At 47.7% G+C, this 16,858-nt stretch carries 15 protein-coding genes; 4 read left to right on the top strand and 11 right to left on the bottom strand.

The genetic code is table 11. From position 1 onward, the window contains the following. Window positions 1–29: 29 nt before the first annotated feature. The 11 genes from lpxD to rpsB all read right to left on the bottom strand — a co-directional run bounded on the left by lpxD (window position 30) and on the right by rpsB (window position 11,622). Window positions 30–1,055, bottom strand: coding sequence for a UDP-3-O-(3-hydroxymyristoyl)glucosamine N-acyltransferase (gene lpxD, locus CF168_RS06875; RefSeq protein WP_089067416.1), 1,026 nt, complete (start codon window positions 1,053–1,055; stop codon window positions 30–32). 3 nt (window positions 1,056–1,058) lie between these two features. Beyond that, the gene (locus CF168_RS06870; RefSeq protein ID WP_011623384.1) at window positions 1,059–1,556 is read right to left on the bottom strand and encodes an OmpH family outer membrane protein; all 498 of its coding nucleotides are present in this window, start codon (window positions 1,554–1,556) and stop codon (window positions 1,059–1,061) included. Between the two features lie 65 nt (window positions 1,557–1,621). Next, window positions 1,622–4,102 carry an outer membrane protein assembly factor BamA gene (gene bamA / locus CF168_RS06865; protein ID WP_086902375.1) on the bottom strand — a complete coding sequence of 827 codons (2,481 nt, stop codon included), beginning with the start codon at window positions 4,100–4,102 and terminating at the stop codon, window positions 1,622–1,624. A 31-nt stretch (window positions 4,103–4,133) separates the two neighbouring features. Further along, window positions 4,134–5,504 (bottom strand): sigma E protease regulator RseP, encoded by a 1,371-nt coding sequence (gene rseP, locus CF168_RS06860; RefSeq protein ID WP_089067415.1) that lies wholly within the window; start codon window positions 5,502–5,504, stop codon window positions 4,134–4,136. A 49-nt stretch (window positions 5,505–5,553) separates the two neighbouring features. Then, window positions 5,554–6,744, bottom strand: coding sequence for a 1-deoxy-D-xylulose-5-phosphate reductoisomerase (gene ispC / locus CF168_RS06855; RefSeq protein WP_089067414.1), 1,191 nt, complete (start codon window positions 6,742–6,744; stop codon window positions 5,554–5,556). Window positions 6,745–6,748: 4 nt separating this feature from the next. Continuing rightward, window positions 6,749–7,606 carry a phosphatidate cytidylyltransferase gene (locus CF168_RS06850; RefSeq protein ID WP_011623388.1) on the bottom strand — a complete coding sequence of 286 codons (858 nt, stop codon included), beginning with the start codon at window positions 7,604–7,606 and terminating at the stop codon, window positions 6,749–6,751. A gap of 20 nt (window positions 7,607–7,626) precedes the next feature. Next, complete coding sequence (uppS, locus tag CF168_RS06845; RefSeq protein ID WP_011623389.1) at window positions 7,627–8,454, bottom strand: polyprenyl diphosphate synthase; 828 nt, start codon at window positions 8,452–8,454, stop codon at window positions 7,627–7,629. Between the two features lie 82 nt (window positions 8,455–8,536). Then, window positions 8,537–9,094, bottom strand: coding sequence for a ribosome recycling factor (gene frr / locus CF168_RS06840; protein ID WP_011717689.1), 558 nt, complete (start codon window positions 9,092–9,094; stop codon window positions 8,537–8,539). A 30-nt stretch (window positions 9,095–9,124) separates the two neighbouring features. Further along, entirely contained in the window at window positions 9,125–9,853 is a 729-nt protein-coding gene (gene pyrH / locus CF168_RS06835) for a UMP kinase (RefSeq protein WP_089067413.1), read from the bottom strand. Between the two features lie 69 nt (window positions 9,854–9,922). After that, a complete protein-coding gene (gene tsf / locus CF168_RS06830; protein WP_011623392.1) occupies window positions 9,923–10,774 on the bottom strand; it encodes a translation elongation factor Ts in 852 nt (283 codons plus the stop codon). A 119-nt stretch (window positions 10,775–10,893) separates the two neighbouring features. Continuing rightward, entirely contained in the window at window positions 10,894–11,622 is a 729-nt protein-coding gene (gene rpsB / locus CF168_RS06825) for a 30S ribosomal protein S2 (protein WP_011071784.1), read from the bottom strand. A gap of 308 nt (window positions 11,623–11,930) precedes the next feature. Between rpsB and map the strand changes: the two genes are divergently transcribed. The 4 genes from map (at window position 11,931) to CF168_RS06805 (ending at window position 16,801) form a co-directional block, all read left to right on the top strand. Then, window positions 11,931–12,728, top strand: a complete 798-nt coding sequence (gene map, locus CF168_RS06820) for a type I methionyl aminopeptidase (protein WP_041408815.1) — start codon at window positions 11,931–11,933, stop codon at window positions 12,726–12,728. A gap of 68 nt (window positions 12,729–12,796) precedes the next feature. After that, window positions 12,797–15,382, top strand: a complete 2,586-nt coding sequence (glnD, locus tag CF168_RS06815; protein WP_089067412.1) for a bifunctional uridylyltransferase/uridylyl-removing protein GlnD — start codon at window positions 12,797–12,799, stop codon at window positions 15,380–15,382. 18 nt (window positions 15,383–15,400) lie between these two features. After that, window positions 15,401–16,225: a 2,3,4,5-tetrahydropyridine-2,6-dicarboxylate N-succinyltransferase gene (dapD, locus tag CF168_RS06810; RefSeq protein ID WP_011623395.1), complete on the top strand. Its 825-nt coding sequence runs from the start codon at window positions 15,401–15,403 to the stop codon at window positions 16,223–16,225. Window positions 16,226–16,447: 222 nt separating this feature from the next. After that, on the top strand, window positions 16,448–16,801 hold the full coding sequence (locus CF168_RS06805; RefSeq protein WP_089067411.1) for a DUF3718 domain-containing protein: 354 nt from the start codon (window positions 16,448–16,450) through the stop codon (window positions 16,799–16,801). The last annotated feature ends 57 nt before the right edge of the window (window positions 16,802–16,858 follow it).

Genomic DNA, 16,858 nt, shown 5'->3' with positions numbered 1-16,858 from the left:
CCTAGTTCCTCAAAATTGCCTTGGGGCAATTACTCTGGTGTATTTGAATTCTTTTCCAACGTTTTCACACGTTGGAACAGTTCATCCAATTGACGGAAGCGAACTGTATTTTTACGCCACACTTTGTTTTCCATTGCCACTGTCGCAGAAGAATACAAACCAGGCTCACGCATGTTACCTGTAATGTTTGTCGCGCCAGAAAGATGGACACCGTCGGCAATGGTCAAGTGGCCTGCAATCGCGCAGTTACCACCGATAATACAATGTTTACCAATGGTCACACTGCCAGCAATGGTCGTGCTGCCGGCGATCGCGGTATTTTCACCAATAATATCGTTGTGGGCAACCTGTACTTGGTTGTCGATGATAACACCGTTGTGGATCTCGGTATGACCTAAGGCGCCACGGTCGATAGTTGAATTCGCACCGATTTCGACGCGATCGCCAATGCGTACACCACCGGTTTGGGGAATTTTAATCCATTGTCCACGCTCGTTGGCGTAACCGAAACCGTCTGAACCAATAATTGCGCCAGAATGGATAATACAATCTTGGCCTAAATGGACATTATGATAGAGGGTCACATTGGCCCACAGACGAGTGTTAGAGCCGATGATGGAGTCTTGACCAATCACAGAGCCCGCACCAATCTGCACGTTTTCGCCGAGGATCACATTCGCGCCAATCACCACATTGGCACCAATTGCTACGCCTTCGCCTAATTGGGCAGAAGAGTCGATTTGTGCCGATGGATGGATACCTACGGCCGCCTTGGGCGTGGTATCTAAAAACTGAGCCACACGGGCAAACCCCACATAAGGGTCTTTAACGACTAACGCAGTGCCTGAATAGTCCTGCGCGTCTTTAGCCGACAATAACACCGCACTCGCTTGAGTTGACTCAAGCTGAGCACGGTATTTGCTGTTGGCTAAAAAAGAGATTTGACCCGATTGGGCATGTTCAAGTGTTGCAACGCTGTTGATCACTAACGTTTCATCGCCTTGGACAACGCCGTCTAATAACAGGCTTAGCTCTTTTAAAGTCACACTTTTCATTAATTACTTGCCTTTGCTTAAGGCTTCAACCACTTTGCCACTGATGTCAGCATTTGGCTTAACATAAATGACGGCACCACGCTGTAAAACTAAATCGTATTTTTCTTTTTCAGCGATAGTGTTAATGGCTTTTTGAACCTTAACTAACAGTTTGTTTTGCTCTTCACCTTGGCGACGACGTAAGTCTTCATCCAAAGCTTTACCTTTTAGCTGATATTCAGATTTTAACGCTTCCATTTTACGAACCAGCTCAGTTTTTTGCGTGTCATTCATTAACGCGCCGTCACGTTGCTGCTTCTCCATCAGAGAGCGCATTTCTTCTTGCATTTTCTGAACTTCAGCCATGCGATCACCAAACTCTGATTTCAGAGATTGGGAGATTTGCTCACGTTGAGGTAACTGTTCAAACACAGCGCCCATATCAACAACAGCAATATTTTCTGCCTGCGCCGCTAAAGGTGCACCTAATAAAGCCAACGTCACCAGGGCACGGTTTACCATCTTGTTCAAAATAGACTCCTTGTTACCTTTGTTATATTCAGCAAAACCTGCCGAGTGTATGCCTTTTAAAAAGTTTTGCCAATATTGAACGAGAAGATCTCTGTTTGATCGCCTTCGTATTCTTTAATCGGCCATGCCAAGCTGAATACCATTGGGCCCATAGGAGATAGCCACTGTAAGCTTAACCCCCAAGACGCTCTGATACGGCCAGGATCACTGTAGTCCTGTAACTTATCAAATTCTTCCGCTGGTAGCGTTTGATACTTAGCGAAATCGAACTCAGTATCCCATACGTTACCCGCATCGACGAAGAAGCTGGTACGAACAGAGTTAGTGTAGGCTTCATCCAAGAATGGCGTTGGTACAATCAACTCCATACTGGCGGTAGCAATCGCGTTACCACCGATTGAACGGCCTGAGCTGACCTGAATACTGTTTGGATCACCCGGTAAGCTACAACCGTCACCCGATGGATCCGGCGCACAAGGCTCACTACCACGGAAGAGGTAGAATGAACGTGGACCGACCGAGTTAGACTTAAAGCCTCGCAGTGAGGTACTTCCGCCCGAGTAATAGTTTTCCCAGAATGGCAGGATCTGGTCATTATCATTAAATTGACCGTAACCGTTGCCATAACCTAAACGACCACGCGCTAATAACACAAAACTGTGGCTGCGGTTGATAGGGAAATAATAGTTAGTATCGAAGTCGGTCTTAAAGTACTGCAGATCCGAGCCTGGTACTGTCATCTTACCGCTTAAACGCTGTGACGAACCATCCGTTGGGAAGGTGCCACGGTTTAAAGTACTGCGGTACCAGCCTAAGCTCAGCTCAAAGTTATCGAAGCTTAAATCAGCATTTGGATCATCGTCACGGTAGATATTGTAGAAACGCAGCGCCTGCTCGTAGGCGGAGATTTCTGAAATCGTGTTATGACGATAGCCAATACCACCGTTGATACGGTTGTATTCGTTAATTGGGAAGCCTGAGTTTAATGCCACGCCGTAGGAGCTGTTTTTATAACGCTCAAGGTTAGCCTCATTCGCATCGAACTCGTTCCAGTAAACGCTGCCACCTAAGCTCACACCATCTTTGGTCCAATAAGGATCGGTGTAAGATAAGTTAACGTTCTTAGAATACTTGTTGGTGCTCAAACTCACGCCCGCTTGGTTACCCGTACCGAGGAAGTTATTTTGCTGCACACCAAACTGCAAACTTAAGCCCGATTCAGTACCATAACCCACACCGGCGTTAAATGAGCCCGATGGCTGCTCTTTGACCTTCACGGCCACATCGACTAAATCGTCGGTACCTGGCACTTGAATGGTTTCGGTATCAACGGTCTCGAAGAAGCCTAAACGGTTTAGACGGGCTTTAGATTGCTCAACCTGAGCCGAGTTTAACCAAGCCCCTTCCATCTGACGCAGTTCGCGGCGCATTACTTCATCTTTAGTGACTGTGTTACCAGTGAAGTTAACCGAACGCACATACACACGTTTACCCGGTTTGATATTGATGTTTAAGGTCACTTCCTTAGTTTTATCATCAATTTCAGGGTAGGTTTTCACTTCAGGGTAAGCGTAACCGAAACGGCCTAAGTATTTGCTGTACATCTCTTCGGTGAAGGTCACATCACCGCCGTTGTACATATCGCCCGCCTTAATTGGCAGAATAGATTTCATTAACTCTTCACGGCCCATTAAGTCGCCGGTGAGGTTAACGTCTTTAACCTTGTACTTCTCACCTTCGTTGACGTTGATGGTGATATACAAACCTTTACGGTCAGGCGTCATCGCCACTTGAGTCGAGGTGACTTCAAAGCGGATATAACCCTTGTTGTGGTAATAGGTTTTAATGGTTTCAAGGTCGGCTTGCAGCTTTTGCTTCTGATAGCGACGCTCACCGAACAGATCCCACCAAGCCACGTAGTCTTTGAGTTCTAACATGCCGATAAGCTCAGCATCGGTGAACTCTTTGTTGCCAACCACGTTAATTTGGCGAATTTCAGCCGCTAAACCTTCGGTGAACTTGAATTTTAGTTCGACACGGTTACGGGGCAAGTTAATCACCTGCGCTTCGACTTTCGCGCCGTATTTACCCACACCGTAGTAGAAGTCTTGTAATCCCTTCTCGATGCCCGTCAGCATAGTACGGTCTAAGGACTCACCGACTTTCACGCCTGAGCCGTCCAGACTTTCCTGTAACTGCTCATCTTTAATGTCTTTGTTGCCTTCAAAGGTCACGGCGCTGATCGTTGGTCGCTCAGTGACTTTGACAATCAACACACCGCCATCATGACTGACTGAGATGTTCTCAAAGTTAGTCGATGCATACAGGCTTTTAATGGCTTGTTGAATTTTTAACTGGTCAACAGTGTCACCCACTTTCACTGGTAAGCTTAACAAGGCAGCACCCAGTGCGACTCGCTGCAAACCTTCAACTTGGATGTCGGTCACTTCAAAGGGTTGGAAAGTATCCGCCAACACAGTCCCTGAAAACGACGCACCGACGAATAACATCGAGGCAAAAAGTTTATTCAATCTCATAGAGCACTTCTAATTATTAGTCTGTCCTTGCTCAGAGTCGGGCAAAGTCATTGAAGAGCGCGATGCTCATCAACATCAGCAGCAATGCTGCCCCAAATCTGAATCCTATTTCCTGTACCTTTTCAGACACAGGTTTACCAGTGATTACCTCAACGAAGTAATACAGCAGGTGTCCCCCATCGAGCACAGGCAATGGCAGCAGGTTAATGATGCCTAAATTGACACTGATAAGCGCGAGGAAACCGAGAAAGTAAACCAAGCCATAGTTTGCACTATTGCCCGCACCCTGTGCGATTGAGATAGGTCCACTTAAGTTTTTCACTGACACATCGCCAGTAAATAATTTGCCAATCATCTTAAAGCTCACAGCAACAAGTTGCCATGTTTTATCCACTGCGATAGCGAAAGAATCGATTGGGCCATATTCGAGTTGTAGGCGCATATTCTCGGGCCATTGCGCCTGAGCAGGGCTCACCCCAAGCACGCCTATATCTTTGCCATCGCTATTTTTAACACTCGCAGGTGTCACAGAGATGGCAAACTGCTCGCCATTACGGCGCACAGTTAACTCAACAGGCACATTGGCAGAATGTTGAATAATGTCAACAAAAGCTTGCCAATCCGTGTAATTTTGCCCATTGATGGCAACCAAAGTATCGCCGACTTTCAGGTCACTCTTAGCCGCCGCACTACCTTCGCTGATAAGCGCTATTTGTGGCTCAATCGCAGGGCGATACACACCCAAACCCAACGCCGTAATCGGCGACTCTTTTTCTGGGTCGAAACGCCATTCGCGGGTATCAAGGGTATAAGTGCGAGCCGTGGTATCTAAACCTTGCAAGCCATTTAGCGGCGCGAGGGAAACGGTTAAGCTGTCATCGCCGATATGGCCCACTAGTGCTAAATTCACTTCTTCCCAATTGCGTACAGGCTGGCCTGAAATTGCCGTCACTTGCATCGGCTCATTCACTTGGATTTGCGCTGCCGCAGTGCCAGGTGTGGTTGAGGTAATCACAGGCTTGAGCGATGGCACGCCAATTAAATACATTAAATACAGTGCGATAATCGCAAAGATAAAGTTTGCAATCGGACCTGCGGCTACAATCGCAATCCGTTGCCATACACTTTTACGGTTAAAGGCTTTGTCCTTTAACTCATCGGGTACGTCTTCTACTCGTTCATCGAGCATTTTGACATAGCCGCCTAACGGGATCATGGCGATGACGTACTCAGTGCCATCTTGACCCACTTTGCGCCAAATCGCCTTACCAAAACCAATCGAGAAACGTTCAACCTTCACGCCACAGCGGCGTGCAACATAGAAATGGCCGTATTCGTGGGCGGTGATCAGCAGCCCAAGCGCAACGATAAACGAACCTAAGTTCCACAAAAAATCTAACATTCCACTCCTTATGTCATCGTCAAATTCGCTTATTCCTCATCAATGAGGATTAAGCCAATTTCGCTAACTGTTCGCGGGCATATATCCGCGTTTGCGCATCGAGGGCGATAATATCATCGATGCTGGTCATCGTCCGTTTAGGCACTGATGATAAACAGGCTTCATTCACCTTAGCGATATGGGTAAAACCAATCTGTCCCTGTAAAAATGCCTCAACGGCGATTTCATTGGCGGCATTGAGTACCGTAGTTGCTTCTTGGCCTTGGGCACAAGCGGCGATCGCTAACGCCAAACAAGGAAAGCGATTAAAGTCCGGCTCACAAAAGCTTAACTGTCCGACTTTGAAAAAATCCAAAGGTTCAACGCCAGAGCTAATTCTTTGTGGATAGGACATACAATGTGCAATCGGTGTACGCATATCCGGGTTACCCATTTGCGCGATGACGCTGCCATCGCGGTATTGCACCATCGAATGGATAACGCTCTGCGGATGGATAACCACCTTTAATTGGTCTTTCTGGGTATTAAACAACCAGCGCGCTTCAATAAACTCCAAGCCCTTATTCATCATAGTGGCGGAGTCGACTGAAATTTTCGGCCCCATCGACCAGTTTGGATGTTTACAGGCCTGCGCTGGCGTCATCGATGCAAGGCTTGCAAGCTCAGCGGTCAAGAAGGGGCCGCCAGAGCCGGTCAGTAAAATATGGGAAATTCCCGATGCGGCTAAATCACAGCGGCCTAAATTGGCCTGTACTTCTTCGGGTAAACATTGGAAAATCGCATTGTGCTCACTATCAACTGGCAATAGAGTCGCGCCAGAGGCTTTAGTGGCCTCAATAAAGAGTTCACCTGACATCACCAAGGCTTCTTTATTGGCAAGCAATACTCGCTTACCCGCCTTGACGGCAGCTAAGGTTGGCACTAGCCCCGCAGCGCCGACGATAGCGGCCATCACAGTATCCACTTCAGCGGCTGTGACTAAGGCGATGAGTTCATCCTCACCGCTACTGACTTGGATATTAAGCTCAGGGGGAAGCTTGGCTTGTAGCGCTAATGCGGCCTGACTATCGACCATATGGGCGACTTGGGGGCGATGGGTTACACACAGGGCGAGCATCTTATCGACACTCGCATTCGCCACTAAAGCGTAAACACGATAGGCATCGCGATTAGCCGAAATCACACTTAAAGTGCTGGCACCAATCGACCCAGTTGCGCCCAAAATCACCATATTTTGCATAGCGTTACATCCAAAATGCAATGTAGATTAAGGTAAACACCGGCAAGGCCGCAGTGAGGCTGTCGATGCGATCGAGCACGCCACCATGCCCAGGCAGAATCGTACCAGAGTCTTTGATGCAGGCGGCACGCTTAAACATACTCTCGGATAAATCGCCAAGCGCCGAAATCAGTGCCACGAAAATGGTCACCGCAACCACTAACCCTAATTCCTGCTCAGGCGAAATATACATCACGCCAGCGACAACAATCAGTGTTGTCATCAGGCCGCCCAATAAACCCTCTAGAGTTTTAGCAGGGCTCACCGCAGGCATCAGCTTGGTCTTGCCGACCGCTTTACCGACAAAATACGCGCCCGAATCCGCCGCCCAAACAATCAGCATCACCAGTAATACTAATGATGCGCCATAGTAAGGCGATATTTGCGAACTAATGGATTTGAGTGCAATCAGCGCCACAAAACACGGCACTAAGGTGAGTTGTCCAAACATGGACTTTAGCATCGGGTTCTTTTGCCAGAGTTTGGCGCTTTTAGGGTAAGTCACCACCAACAACAGTGACACTATCCACCAGAATGCACCGATAGCAATCACGGCAAGATAGATAGGATGAATTTGTCCCCTAAGCCAAATTGTGTCGGCGGGAACAATTAAATTCAACGCGATTAGTAAAATACCGACGGTGCAAGTAAAACTCCATTGAGTCACATCACATTGACTATCGATGATCCTGCCCCACTCCTTAGCGGCGATCAGAAACACGGCCACTAAGGCCCAAGCAAAGTACTCTACGGGGAGTAAAAAGATCGCTCCCAAAACTAATGGAATTAACCAAATTGCTGTTATTATACGTTGTTTTAGCAAAAAAAATCCCTCATGACGTTTTACAATGCGCGCATCTCATCAATTTGACTTCCGGTCAAACCAAAACGGCGCTGGCGACTGGCAAAAGTAGCAATCGCTTCATGAAAAGCCTGTTCATCGAAATCAGGCCAAAGGGTGTCCATAAACACCAATTCAGCATAGGCAGCCTGCCAGAGCACAAAATTGCTGATCCGGTAATCCCCACCCGTACGGATCATTAAATCAACTTCACTCTGATTTTGCATGCACAAATGTTCACTCAGGGCTTCTTCGGTGAACTGACTGCTGGTCATTTCGCCATTTTCCACCTTTTCAGCTAACTTTTGCGCTGCTTGCAGTATGTCCCAACGGCCACCGTAATTGGCCGCTACATTCAATATCAATCCACTATTGCCTGCAGTTTTTTCTTCTGCGGCACGAATTTGTTTTTGTAAACGCGCAGAAAAACGGCTGATATCGCCGATGATATTCAATCGGACTTGGTTTTTATCGAGTAACTTAATTTCCCGTTGTAACACGGTAAAAAACAATTCCATCAGCAAGCTGACTTCTTTATCGGGTCTACGCCAATTCTCGCTGGAAAACGCAAATAGCGTCAGCGATTGTATCCCTAACTGACTGGCCGCACTCACCGCACGTCTCACCGCCTTTACGCCGGCTTTATGCCCCATCACTCGTGGTTTGCCCTGGGTTTGGGCCCAACGCCCATTACCATCCATAATAATCGCAACATGTTTAGGTAATGACTGTTTAACGAGTTCGGGTAATACCTCCGGTAAGCTTGTCTGAGCACAAGCATCCTGCTCAGTTGACCTAGATTGCGGATCAAATTCCACTGTGGATGACATCTATTACAACCCTTTAAAATAGACAAACGCCGTGTAGTATACCCCTACACGGCGTAGCAACTCTAGCTTATAGCGCCTGAGATTAGACTTCCATCAACTCAATTTCTTTGGCCGCTAAAATCTCATCGACCTTCTTAATGTGAGCATCGGTGAACTTTTGCACTTCGTCTTCAAAGCGGCGAACATCATCTTCAGTACATTCTTTGGCTTTTTCGAGTTTCTTCACTTCAGAAATCGCGTCACGACGTACGTTACGAATCGCCACACGGCCGCCTTCAGCTTCTGCACGAACCACTTTGATGAAGTCTTTACGACGTTCTTCAGTCAGTGCGGGTAATGGAATACGTAAGGTTGCGCCCGCTGACATTGGGTTTAAGCCAAGATCTGAGCTCATAATCGCTTTCTCAACCGCTTGGATTGCACTACGGTCGAATACAGTCACAGACAGGGTACGCGCATCTTCAATCCCCACGTTCGCCACTTGGTTCAGCGGGGTCATAGTGCCGTAGTAAGACACTTGGATAGAGTCCAGTAAGCTTGGGTGTGCACGACCTGTACGTACTTTCGCCATTTGGTTCTTAGTCGCTTCTACGCATTTACCCATGCGCTCTTGAGCATCTTTTTTAATATCTGCAATCACGTTAAATGTCCTTCTTGGTCATTAAATAACTTATTTCGCTCTGATCAATGTGCCTTCTTCTTCACCCATGACCACGCGGCGCAGAGCACCTGGTTTGTTCATGTTGAATACTAGGATTGGCATGTCATGATCACGCGCCATCGTAAAGGCTGCTAAGTCCATTACTTTTAATTCTTTGTCCAGTACTTCAGTGTACGATAATTCATCGTACTTCACTGCTTCTGGATTTTTCATCGGGTCGTCAGAATAAACGCCGTCAACTTTAGTGCCTTTTAGCACGACTTCTGCTTCGATTTCAATGCCGCGTAAGCAAGCAGCAGAATCGGTAGTGCAGAATGGGTTACCAGTACCCGCAGCAAAAATCACTACACGGCCTGATTTTAATAAGCTGATAGCTTCAGCCCAATTGTAGTCGTCGCATACCCCTTTTAACGGGATTGCCGACATCAGACGAGCATTAACATAGGCACGGTGCAGGGCATCACGCATGGCCAAGCCGTTCATAACCGTTGCCAGCATACCCATGTGATCGCCCACCACACGGTTCATGCCAGCTTTTGCTAGGCCTTCACCGCGAAATAGATTACCACCACCAATGACCACACCCACCTGAATGCCTAACTCTACCAGCTCTTTCACTTCTTGAGCCATGCGATCTAACACTTTAGGGTCGATGCCGAAGCCTTCGTCGCCCATCAGTGCCTCGCCACTTAATTTTAGAAGAATGCGTCTAAATGCAGGTTTTGGATTGGTGCTCATATTTTTTTGTCCTGGTCATAACAAGACCGCAGCCATTGCTGCGGTCTTGGGGGTATTTAGCGTTGGCGATTAAGCCTTTTTAGAAGCAGCGATTTGAGCAGCAACTTCAGCTGCGAAATCTTCTTCTTTCTTCTCAATACCTTCACCCACTTCTAAACGAATGAAGTTAGTGACTTTAGCGCCTTTCTCTTTCAAGAATTCGCCAACAGTTTTCTTTGGTTCCATGATGTAAGCTTGACCAGTCAGAGAGATCTCACCGGTGAACTTCTTCATACGACCAACAACCATTTTCTCTGCGATTTCAGCAGGCTTGCCTTCATTCATAGAGATTTCGATTTGCAGAGCTTGTTCACGAGCAACTACGTCTGCTGGAACGTCTTCTGGGTTAACGTATTCTGGCTTAGAAGCAGCAACGTGCATTGCTAAGTGCTTCAGAGTTTCCTCATCCGCTTCACCAGTTACAACAACACCAATACGCTCACCGTGACGGTAAGAAGCTAATTGAGTGCCGTCGATGTACTCAACGCGACGAACATTGATGTTTTCACCGATTTTAGCAACCAGAGCAACACGGGCTTCTTCGAATTGGGCTTTTAAGTCTTCTAAAGACACTTTAGACGCTGCAGCAACGTCTAAAACAGCGTTAGCAAAACCTAAGAAGTTAGCATCTTTAGCAACGAAGTCAGTTTGGCAGTTTACTTCTAACAGAACTGCGAAACCTTCACCGTTTTTGATCAGGATAGTACCGTCAGCAGCAATGTTACCTGCTTTCTTAGCAGCTTTAGCAGCACCAGACTTACGCATGTTGTCAATTGCTAACTCCATGTCGCCGTTGGTTTCTTCTAACGCTTTTTTACAATCCATCATGCCTGCGCCAGTACGCTCGCGCAGTTCTTTAACTTGGGCAGCAGAAATTGCCATTGTTAAATCCTCTCTAAAAATTCGACTAATTTGCAGATATAAAACAGGGGCCGAATGGCCCCTGTTAACCAATCAAAATCTTGGTTAATAAGGGTGATGAAACTCATCCCGCCTTATTATTATTCGGCTTCTACGAAACCGTCTTGCTCAGCTTGAACAGCTAAATCTTGACCACGGCCAGCGTTAGCAGCTGCAGCAACAGAAGTAGTGTACAGGCGAATAGCGCGCATTGCGTCGTCGTTACCAGGAACGATGTAGTTAACACCGTCTGGAGCAGAGTTAGTATCAACAACTGCAACAACAGGGATACCCAGGTTGTTAGCTTCTTTAATAGCGATATGCTCGTGGTCAGCGCCGATAACGAATAATACGTCTGGCAGGCCGCCCATGTTCTTAATACCGCCTAAAGATTTTTCCAGCTTTTCAAGCTCACGAGTACGCATCAGCGCTTCTTTCTTGGTCAGCTTGTCGAAAGTACCATCTACTGATTGGCTTTCCAGTTCTTTCAGACGCTTGATTGACTGACGAACGGTTTTCCAGTTAGTCAGCATACCGCCTAACCAGCGGTGATCAACGTAGTACTGATCGCAAGAAATAGCAGCTTCTTTGATCGCTTCGCCAGCAGCACGTTTAGTACCAACGAATAATACTTTACCTTTCTTTGAAGCAACGTTGCTGATGAAAGCCAGTGCTTCATTGAACATTGGCACAGTATGCTCTAGGTTGATGATGTGAACGCCGTTGCGAGCACCGAAAATGAATGGCTTCATTTTTGGGTTCCAGTAACGGGTTTGGTGACCGAAGTGGACACCGGCCTGGAGCATATCGCGCATTGAAACTGTAGTCATTTCTATTACCTTAAAATTTAGGGGGTTAGACCTCCACGTATCCCATGTCTTCGACCCCGCAGTTAACAGCTGAGGGCACCCCGAAGAATGTGTCGACACGTGTGTGATTTAGTATTTAGATAAATTGCCATGTATAATGGCCGCCATCTTTAGTCTTGCCTTGGGTTAAGATAAGCAAACGCTGACCTTATACATCCTGCAAGACTTAAACATAACGGCGCGCTTTATACCATAAATAGCCCTAAAGCACAAATTTTTGCATTGGGTAGATGCCGCCAATAGACATCGAAGACACAAGAGAAAACGCAATGAGTATAGTCATTAAGACAGCAGAAGAAATCGAGAAAATGCGCGCAGCGGGTAAGCTGGCCGCACAAGTATTAGAAATGATCGCACCTTATGTTAAGGCTGGCGTGAGCACTAATGAACTAAACGATATCTGCGCCAAATATACCGAAGAGCAAGGCGCGATTTCTGCCCCGCTCAACTACCATGGTTTTCCTAAGTCGATTTGTACTTCGTTAAACAACGTTATTTGCCATGGTATTCCGAGTGACCGCGTTCTCAAGGATGGCGATATTCTCAATATCGATATCACAGTCATCAAAGACGGTTACCACGGTGATACCTCTAAAATGTTCTTAATCGGTGAAGTCAGCCCTAAGGACAAACGCCTGTGCCGTATCGCGCAAGAGAGTTTATACCTGGCCATTCGTAAGGTTCGCCCGGGGTTAAAACTGGGAGAAATCGGCAATACTATCGAAAAATTCATCAAAGCCAGCAAAACAGGTCTTGAGAAATATTCCATCGTGCAAGATTATTGTGGTCACGGTATTGGTGCCGGTTTCCATGAAGAGCCGCAAGTCATGCACTACCGTAATGGCGATAACACCATTTTACGCCCTGGCATGTGTTTTACCATTGAGCCAATGATCAACGCCGGTCGCCACACCACAGTGTTAGACCGTGACGATAAGTGGACTGTCACCACCTCCGATGGTAAAAACTCTGCCCAATGGGAACATACATTATTAGTGACCGAAACCGGTGTAGAAGTCCTGACTCTACGTGATGAGGAAGACTTCCCGCGTATCATTAATCACTAAGCGACATACTTAGTACGTTAGGACTCAGAGGATTACTGAACACCTAACTCATCCAAACAAGGGACTCGATGAATACAGCTCTGCTAGCTAAACAATCATTAATCGAACAGAATCAAACGCTTTTAGCAAGATTCAAGGCCAAAAACCCGATTGAAGAGCTAGTGACGCAGCGCTGTCAGTTCGTCGATTCCCTCGTCAAGCAGGCCTGGCAACAGCACGGTCTGGACCAATATCCTATCGCCCTGATTGCCGTTGGCGGCTATGGTCGCGGCGAGTTACATCCGCACTCGGATGTCGATTTATTATTCCTGTTCGAAGGCGAGTTATCGCAGGCGGCTGAAACCGCACTAAGCGAATTTATCGCCTTTTTATGGGACGCCAGCCTTGAAATTGGCCACAGTGTTCGCACTCTCAGCGATACTCTAAATCTGGGTCGAGAAGACATTACCATCGCCACAAACCTGCTCGAGGCTCGGCTACTCTCAGGCCCAGAATCCCTGTTTGATCAACTCTATGACGCCATCCGCCAGAGCGACTTTTGGACGTCGAGCCAGTTCTTTATCGCCAAACGTGATGAACAAACGGCCCGCCATGCCAAGGCAAGCGCCTTCGACCTTGAGCCCAACATCAAAAGTTGCCCCGGCGGCCTACGGGACATTCAAACCATCGCCTGGGTTGCCATGCGCCACTTTGGCGCCTCACGCCTAGAAGAACTGGTTCAATACGAATTTTTAGAACCCGCCGAGTTAGAAGAGCTACTCGAGTGTCAGCATTTTCTGTGGAAGCTGCGCTTTGCCCTGCATATGGCGGTCGGGCGCGATGAAAATCGCCTGCTGTTCGATGTTCAGCGCCAAGTAGCCGAGCTGATGGGTTATGAAGACGCCACTCAACTTGCCGTTGAGCAGATGATGAAACGCTACTATCGCACGGTACGCCGCGTGATGGAGCTGAACGAAATGCTGCTGCAACTGTTTAAGCGGGCGACACTGGGCCAAACCAAGGCCTTAGAAATCCAAGCGATTGACAATAACTATCAACGCCGCGGTGCCTTTATCGAGGCCCTAAGGGACGATTTATTCGATAGCGGCGAAGAAATTGTACGCCTCTTTGTTCATGTCGCTAAAAACTCCAATATCAAAGGCATTTATGCGCCGACACTAAGATCCCTAAGACGCGCACGCCGGGCACAGCTGCAACCCTTGCAGGAAAATCCGCAGTGCCGCCAAGCCTTTATGGAAATTTTAAAACATCCTCGTGGCATCGCGGCCTTATCGCTGATGCACAAACACGGGGTGCTGTCGGCCTATTTGCCCGCATGGCGCAATATCGAAGGCCAAATGCAGTTTGACCTGTTCCATGCCTACACGGTGGATGAACATACCCACAGATTGCTGCTCAATATCGAGCGCTTCTCACAGCCGGAGCAGAAGGAAGAGTTTCCTTTAGGCTCAGTGCTGATCAATCAGTTACCGAAAAAAGGTTTGTTGGTTCTCGGCGCAATTTTCCATGATATCGCCAAGGGCCGCGGCGGCGATCACAGCAAGCTTGGCTCAAGCGATGCCCTCGCCTTCTGTAAGCTCCATGGCTTGAACGACCACGATGGCCGCTTAGTCGCTTGGCTGGTCGAAAATCACTTAGTGATGTCGGTAACTGCTCAGCGCCGCGATATTTCCGATCCCGATGTGGTGGCCGACTTTGCCAGCAAGGTGCGCGATGCGGTGCATTTAAGTTATTTATATTGCTTAACCGTCGCCGATATCTGCGCCACCAACGAGAAGACCTGGAACAACTGGAAAGGCTCACTGCTACGCGACTTATATTTTTCCACCCAAAGGGTGCTCGCGCGCGGCAAAGAAAAACCCGTCGATATTCGGGCCCGAGTGCGTGAATACCAAGCCAAGGCCAAAAAAGAATTACTGCGGCGCGGCATAAAAGAAAAAGACTTAGATACTCTCTGGCAACGCTTTAAGGCCGACTACTTTTTGCGACACCAGCCGAATCAGGTTGCTTGGCATGCCGAAGCCATCCTTAAGCATAAACAGTTGGACGAGCCGCTAGTGCTAGTGTCTAAGCACACGACGCGCGGCGGCACTGAACTCTTTGTCTACTGTCAGGATAGACCTAAGCTATTCGCGACTGTGATGGCGGTACTCGATAATAAAAACATCAACGTCCACGACGCTAACATTATGACATCGAAGGATAATTACGCCCTCGACACCTTCGTTATCCTCGAGCAAGACGGCGCCCCCGTGAGCCAGCTCTCACGTATTCAGAGTATCCGTAAGGCCCTTGAAAAAGCGCTTGCAAGCGATAACCCTAAGCTACCGCGCTTTAGAAAACTGTCACGCAAGATGAAACCTTTTAATGTTCCCACTCAGGTGAGTTTCCTTGAGAGTAACCGTCATGGTACAAGTATGATGGAACTCATCGCCTTGGATACGCCGGGATTATTAGCTAAAGTGGGCGATATTTTTTATCGCTGCAACACGATCTTGCTGGCCGCCAAGATCACCACCATTGGCGAGCGAGCCGAAGACTTTTTTATTTTGCAAACCAATGATGGCTTGCAACTCAATGAAACCCAAGAGAATACGCTCAAGGAAGCCTTGATTAGCGCGCTGAGCGCCATCAACACAGAGTCAACCAATTAACCAAAACGGGAGAAGTAAATGGAGGCTTTACGCCAACGTATTGAGGCCGCATTTGAAGCGCGTGCCGACATCACACCAAGCACTGTTGACGCAAGCGTGCGTAACGATGTGCAAAATGTCATCAATATGCTCGATAAAGGTGAACTGCGCGTCGCCGAGAAAATCGATGGCCAATGGCATGTACATCAATGGTTGAAGAAGGCGGTATTACTGTCATTCCGTATTTTCGATAACGCGGTTATCGATGGTGCCGAAACCAAATATTTCGATAAAGTACCGTTAAAGTTCGCCGAGTATGACGAAGCCCGCTTTAAAGCCGAGGCCATCCGTGTGGTGCCATCGGCAACCGTACGTAAAGGTTCTTTTATCGGTAAAAACACTGTATTAATGCCCTCTTACGTCAACCTTGGCGCCTACGTTGACGAAGGCACTATGGTTGACACTTGGGCAACCGTTGGCTCATGTGCGCAAATCGGTAAGAACGTGCACTTATCTGGCGGTGTGGGCATCGGTGGCGTACTCGAGCCGCTGCAAGCGGGTCCGACCATTATTGAAGACAACTGCTTTATCGGCGCACGCTCTGAGATTGTCGAAGGCGTTGTCGTTGAAGAAGGCTCTGTGATTTCCATGGGCGTTTATATCGGCCAAAGTACCCGTATTTATGACCGTGAAACGGGCGAAATCCACTACGGCCGCGTACCAGCTGGCTCTGTCGTAGTATCGGGTAACCTGCCATCGGCTTGCGGTAAATACAGCCTATACGCTGCGATTATCGTTAAGAAAGTGGATGCGAAAACCCGCGGTAAAGTGGGTATCAACGAACTGTTACGTATCGTCGATTAAGCCATATTTACGCTGTACACCATGCCAAAATGCCACGCTAATGCTTGGCATTTTTTATGGTAAAAACACACTCCAAAGGCCTCAAAGACACATCAAGTTACACCGAGACACACTCTGTTCCCAACCCCACATTTAGATACACTTCAGCGGCCAAATCCCTCTGCAAGGCCGGTAAAAACAGACTTTACTCAAAGGGTCTACTCACCCGTCAAGGAGCTAAAGATGAAAGCAACATTGGTAAAATTGGGCGGTGCCGCCCTACTCTGCACTATAGGAATAGGCTCAAGCGCTTTTGCCGCCATGGATCCACAGTTAGAAAATACTTTAGTGGCGGTTTGTAAGGCTGGAGCCAGTAATAATCTGATCTCATTTAGCAACACTATGCAGGAATACCGCATCAACCAAGCTCGGATATTCCCTCGTTTAGTCTGTAACGGTGAAAGCTTCCATCAGTTCGCCCTCAGCCAGGGCGCCGACAAAACCGCCAAACGTATTGGCCGTTATGTACAAGGTACTGTCACCATCAAAGATATCGCCCAAAATTCAATGGATGAGGTGTATGCCGTTAATTTTTAATTTGAACGTCACGGTAAGATTAGGCGTCAATTTGACGCCTTTTTATTGCTATCGATT

The sequence above is a fragment of the Shewanella bicestrii genome (genome assembly GCF_002216875.1).
GTDB classification, from domain to species: Bacteria; Pseudomonadota; Gammaproteobacteria; order Enterobacterales; family Shewanellaceae; genus Shewanella; species Shewanella seohaensis.
This window is presented reverse-complemented; position numbering and strand designations above follow the sequence as displayed.

Bases quoted from the DNA above. Each gene is read 5' to 3' on its own strand.
- lpxD (WP_089067416.1), bottom strand. From the start codon at position 1,055: ATGAAAAGTGTGACTTTAAAAGAGCTAAGCCTGTTATTAGACGGCGTT.
- CF168_RS06870 (WP_011623384.1), bottom strand. From the start codon at position 1,556: ATGGTAAACCGTGCCCTGGTGACGTTGGCTTTATTAGGTGCACCTTTA.
- bamA (WP_086902375.1), bottom strand. From the start codon at position 4,102: ATGAGATTGAATAAACTTTTTGCCTCGATGTTATTCGTCGGTGCGTCG.
- rseP (WP_089067415.1), bottom strand. From the start codon at position 5,504: ATGTTAGATTTTTTGTGGAACTTAGGTTCGTTTATCGTTGCGCTTGGG.
- ispC (WP_089067414.1), bottom strand. From the start codon at position 6,744: ATGCAAAATATGGTGATTTTGGGCGCAACTGGGTCGATTGGTGCCAGC.
- uppS (WP_011623389.1), bottom strand. From the start codon at position 8,454: ATGTCATCCACAGTGGAATTTGATCCGCAATCTAGGTCAACTGAGCAG.
- pyrH (WP_089067413.1), bottom strand. From the start codon at position 9,853: ATGAGCACCAATCCAAAACCTGCATTTAGACGCATTCTTCTAAAATTA.
- tsf (WP_011623392.1), bottom strand. From the start codon at position 10,774: ATGGCAATTTCTGCTGCCCAAGTTAAAGAACTGCGCGAGCGTACTGGC.
- rpsB (WP_011071784.1), bottom strand. From the start codon at position 11,622: ATGACTACAGTTTCAATGCGCGATATGCTCCAGGCCGGTGTCCACTTC.
- map (WP_041408815.1), top strand. From the start codon at position 11,931: ATGAGTATAGTCATTAAGACAGCAGAAGAAATCGAGAAAATGCGCGCA.
- glnD (WP_089067412.1), top strand. From the start codon at position 12,797: ATGAATACAGCTCTGCTAGCTAAACAATCATTAATCGAACAGAATCAA.
- dapD (WP_011623395.1), top strand. From the start codon at position 15,401: ATGGAGGCTTTACGCCAACGTATTGAGGCCGCATTTGAAGCGCGTGCC.
- CF168_RS06805 (WP_089067411.1), top strand. From the start codon at position 16,448: ATGAAAGCAACATTGGTAAAATTGGGCGGTGCCGCCCTACTCTGCACT.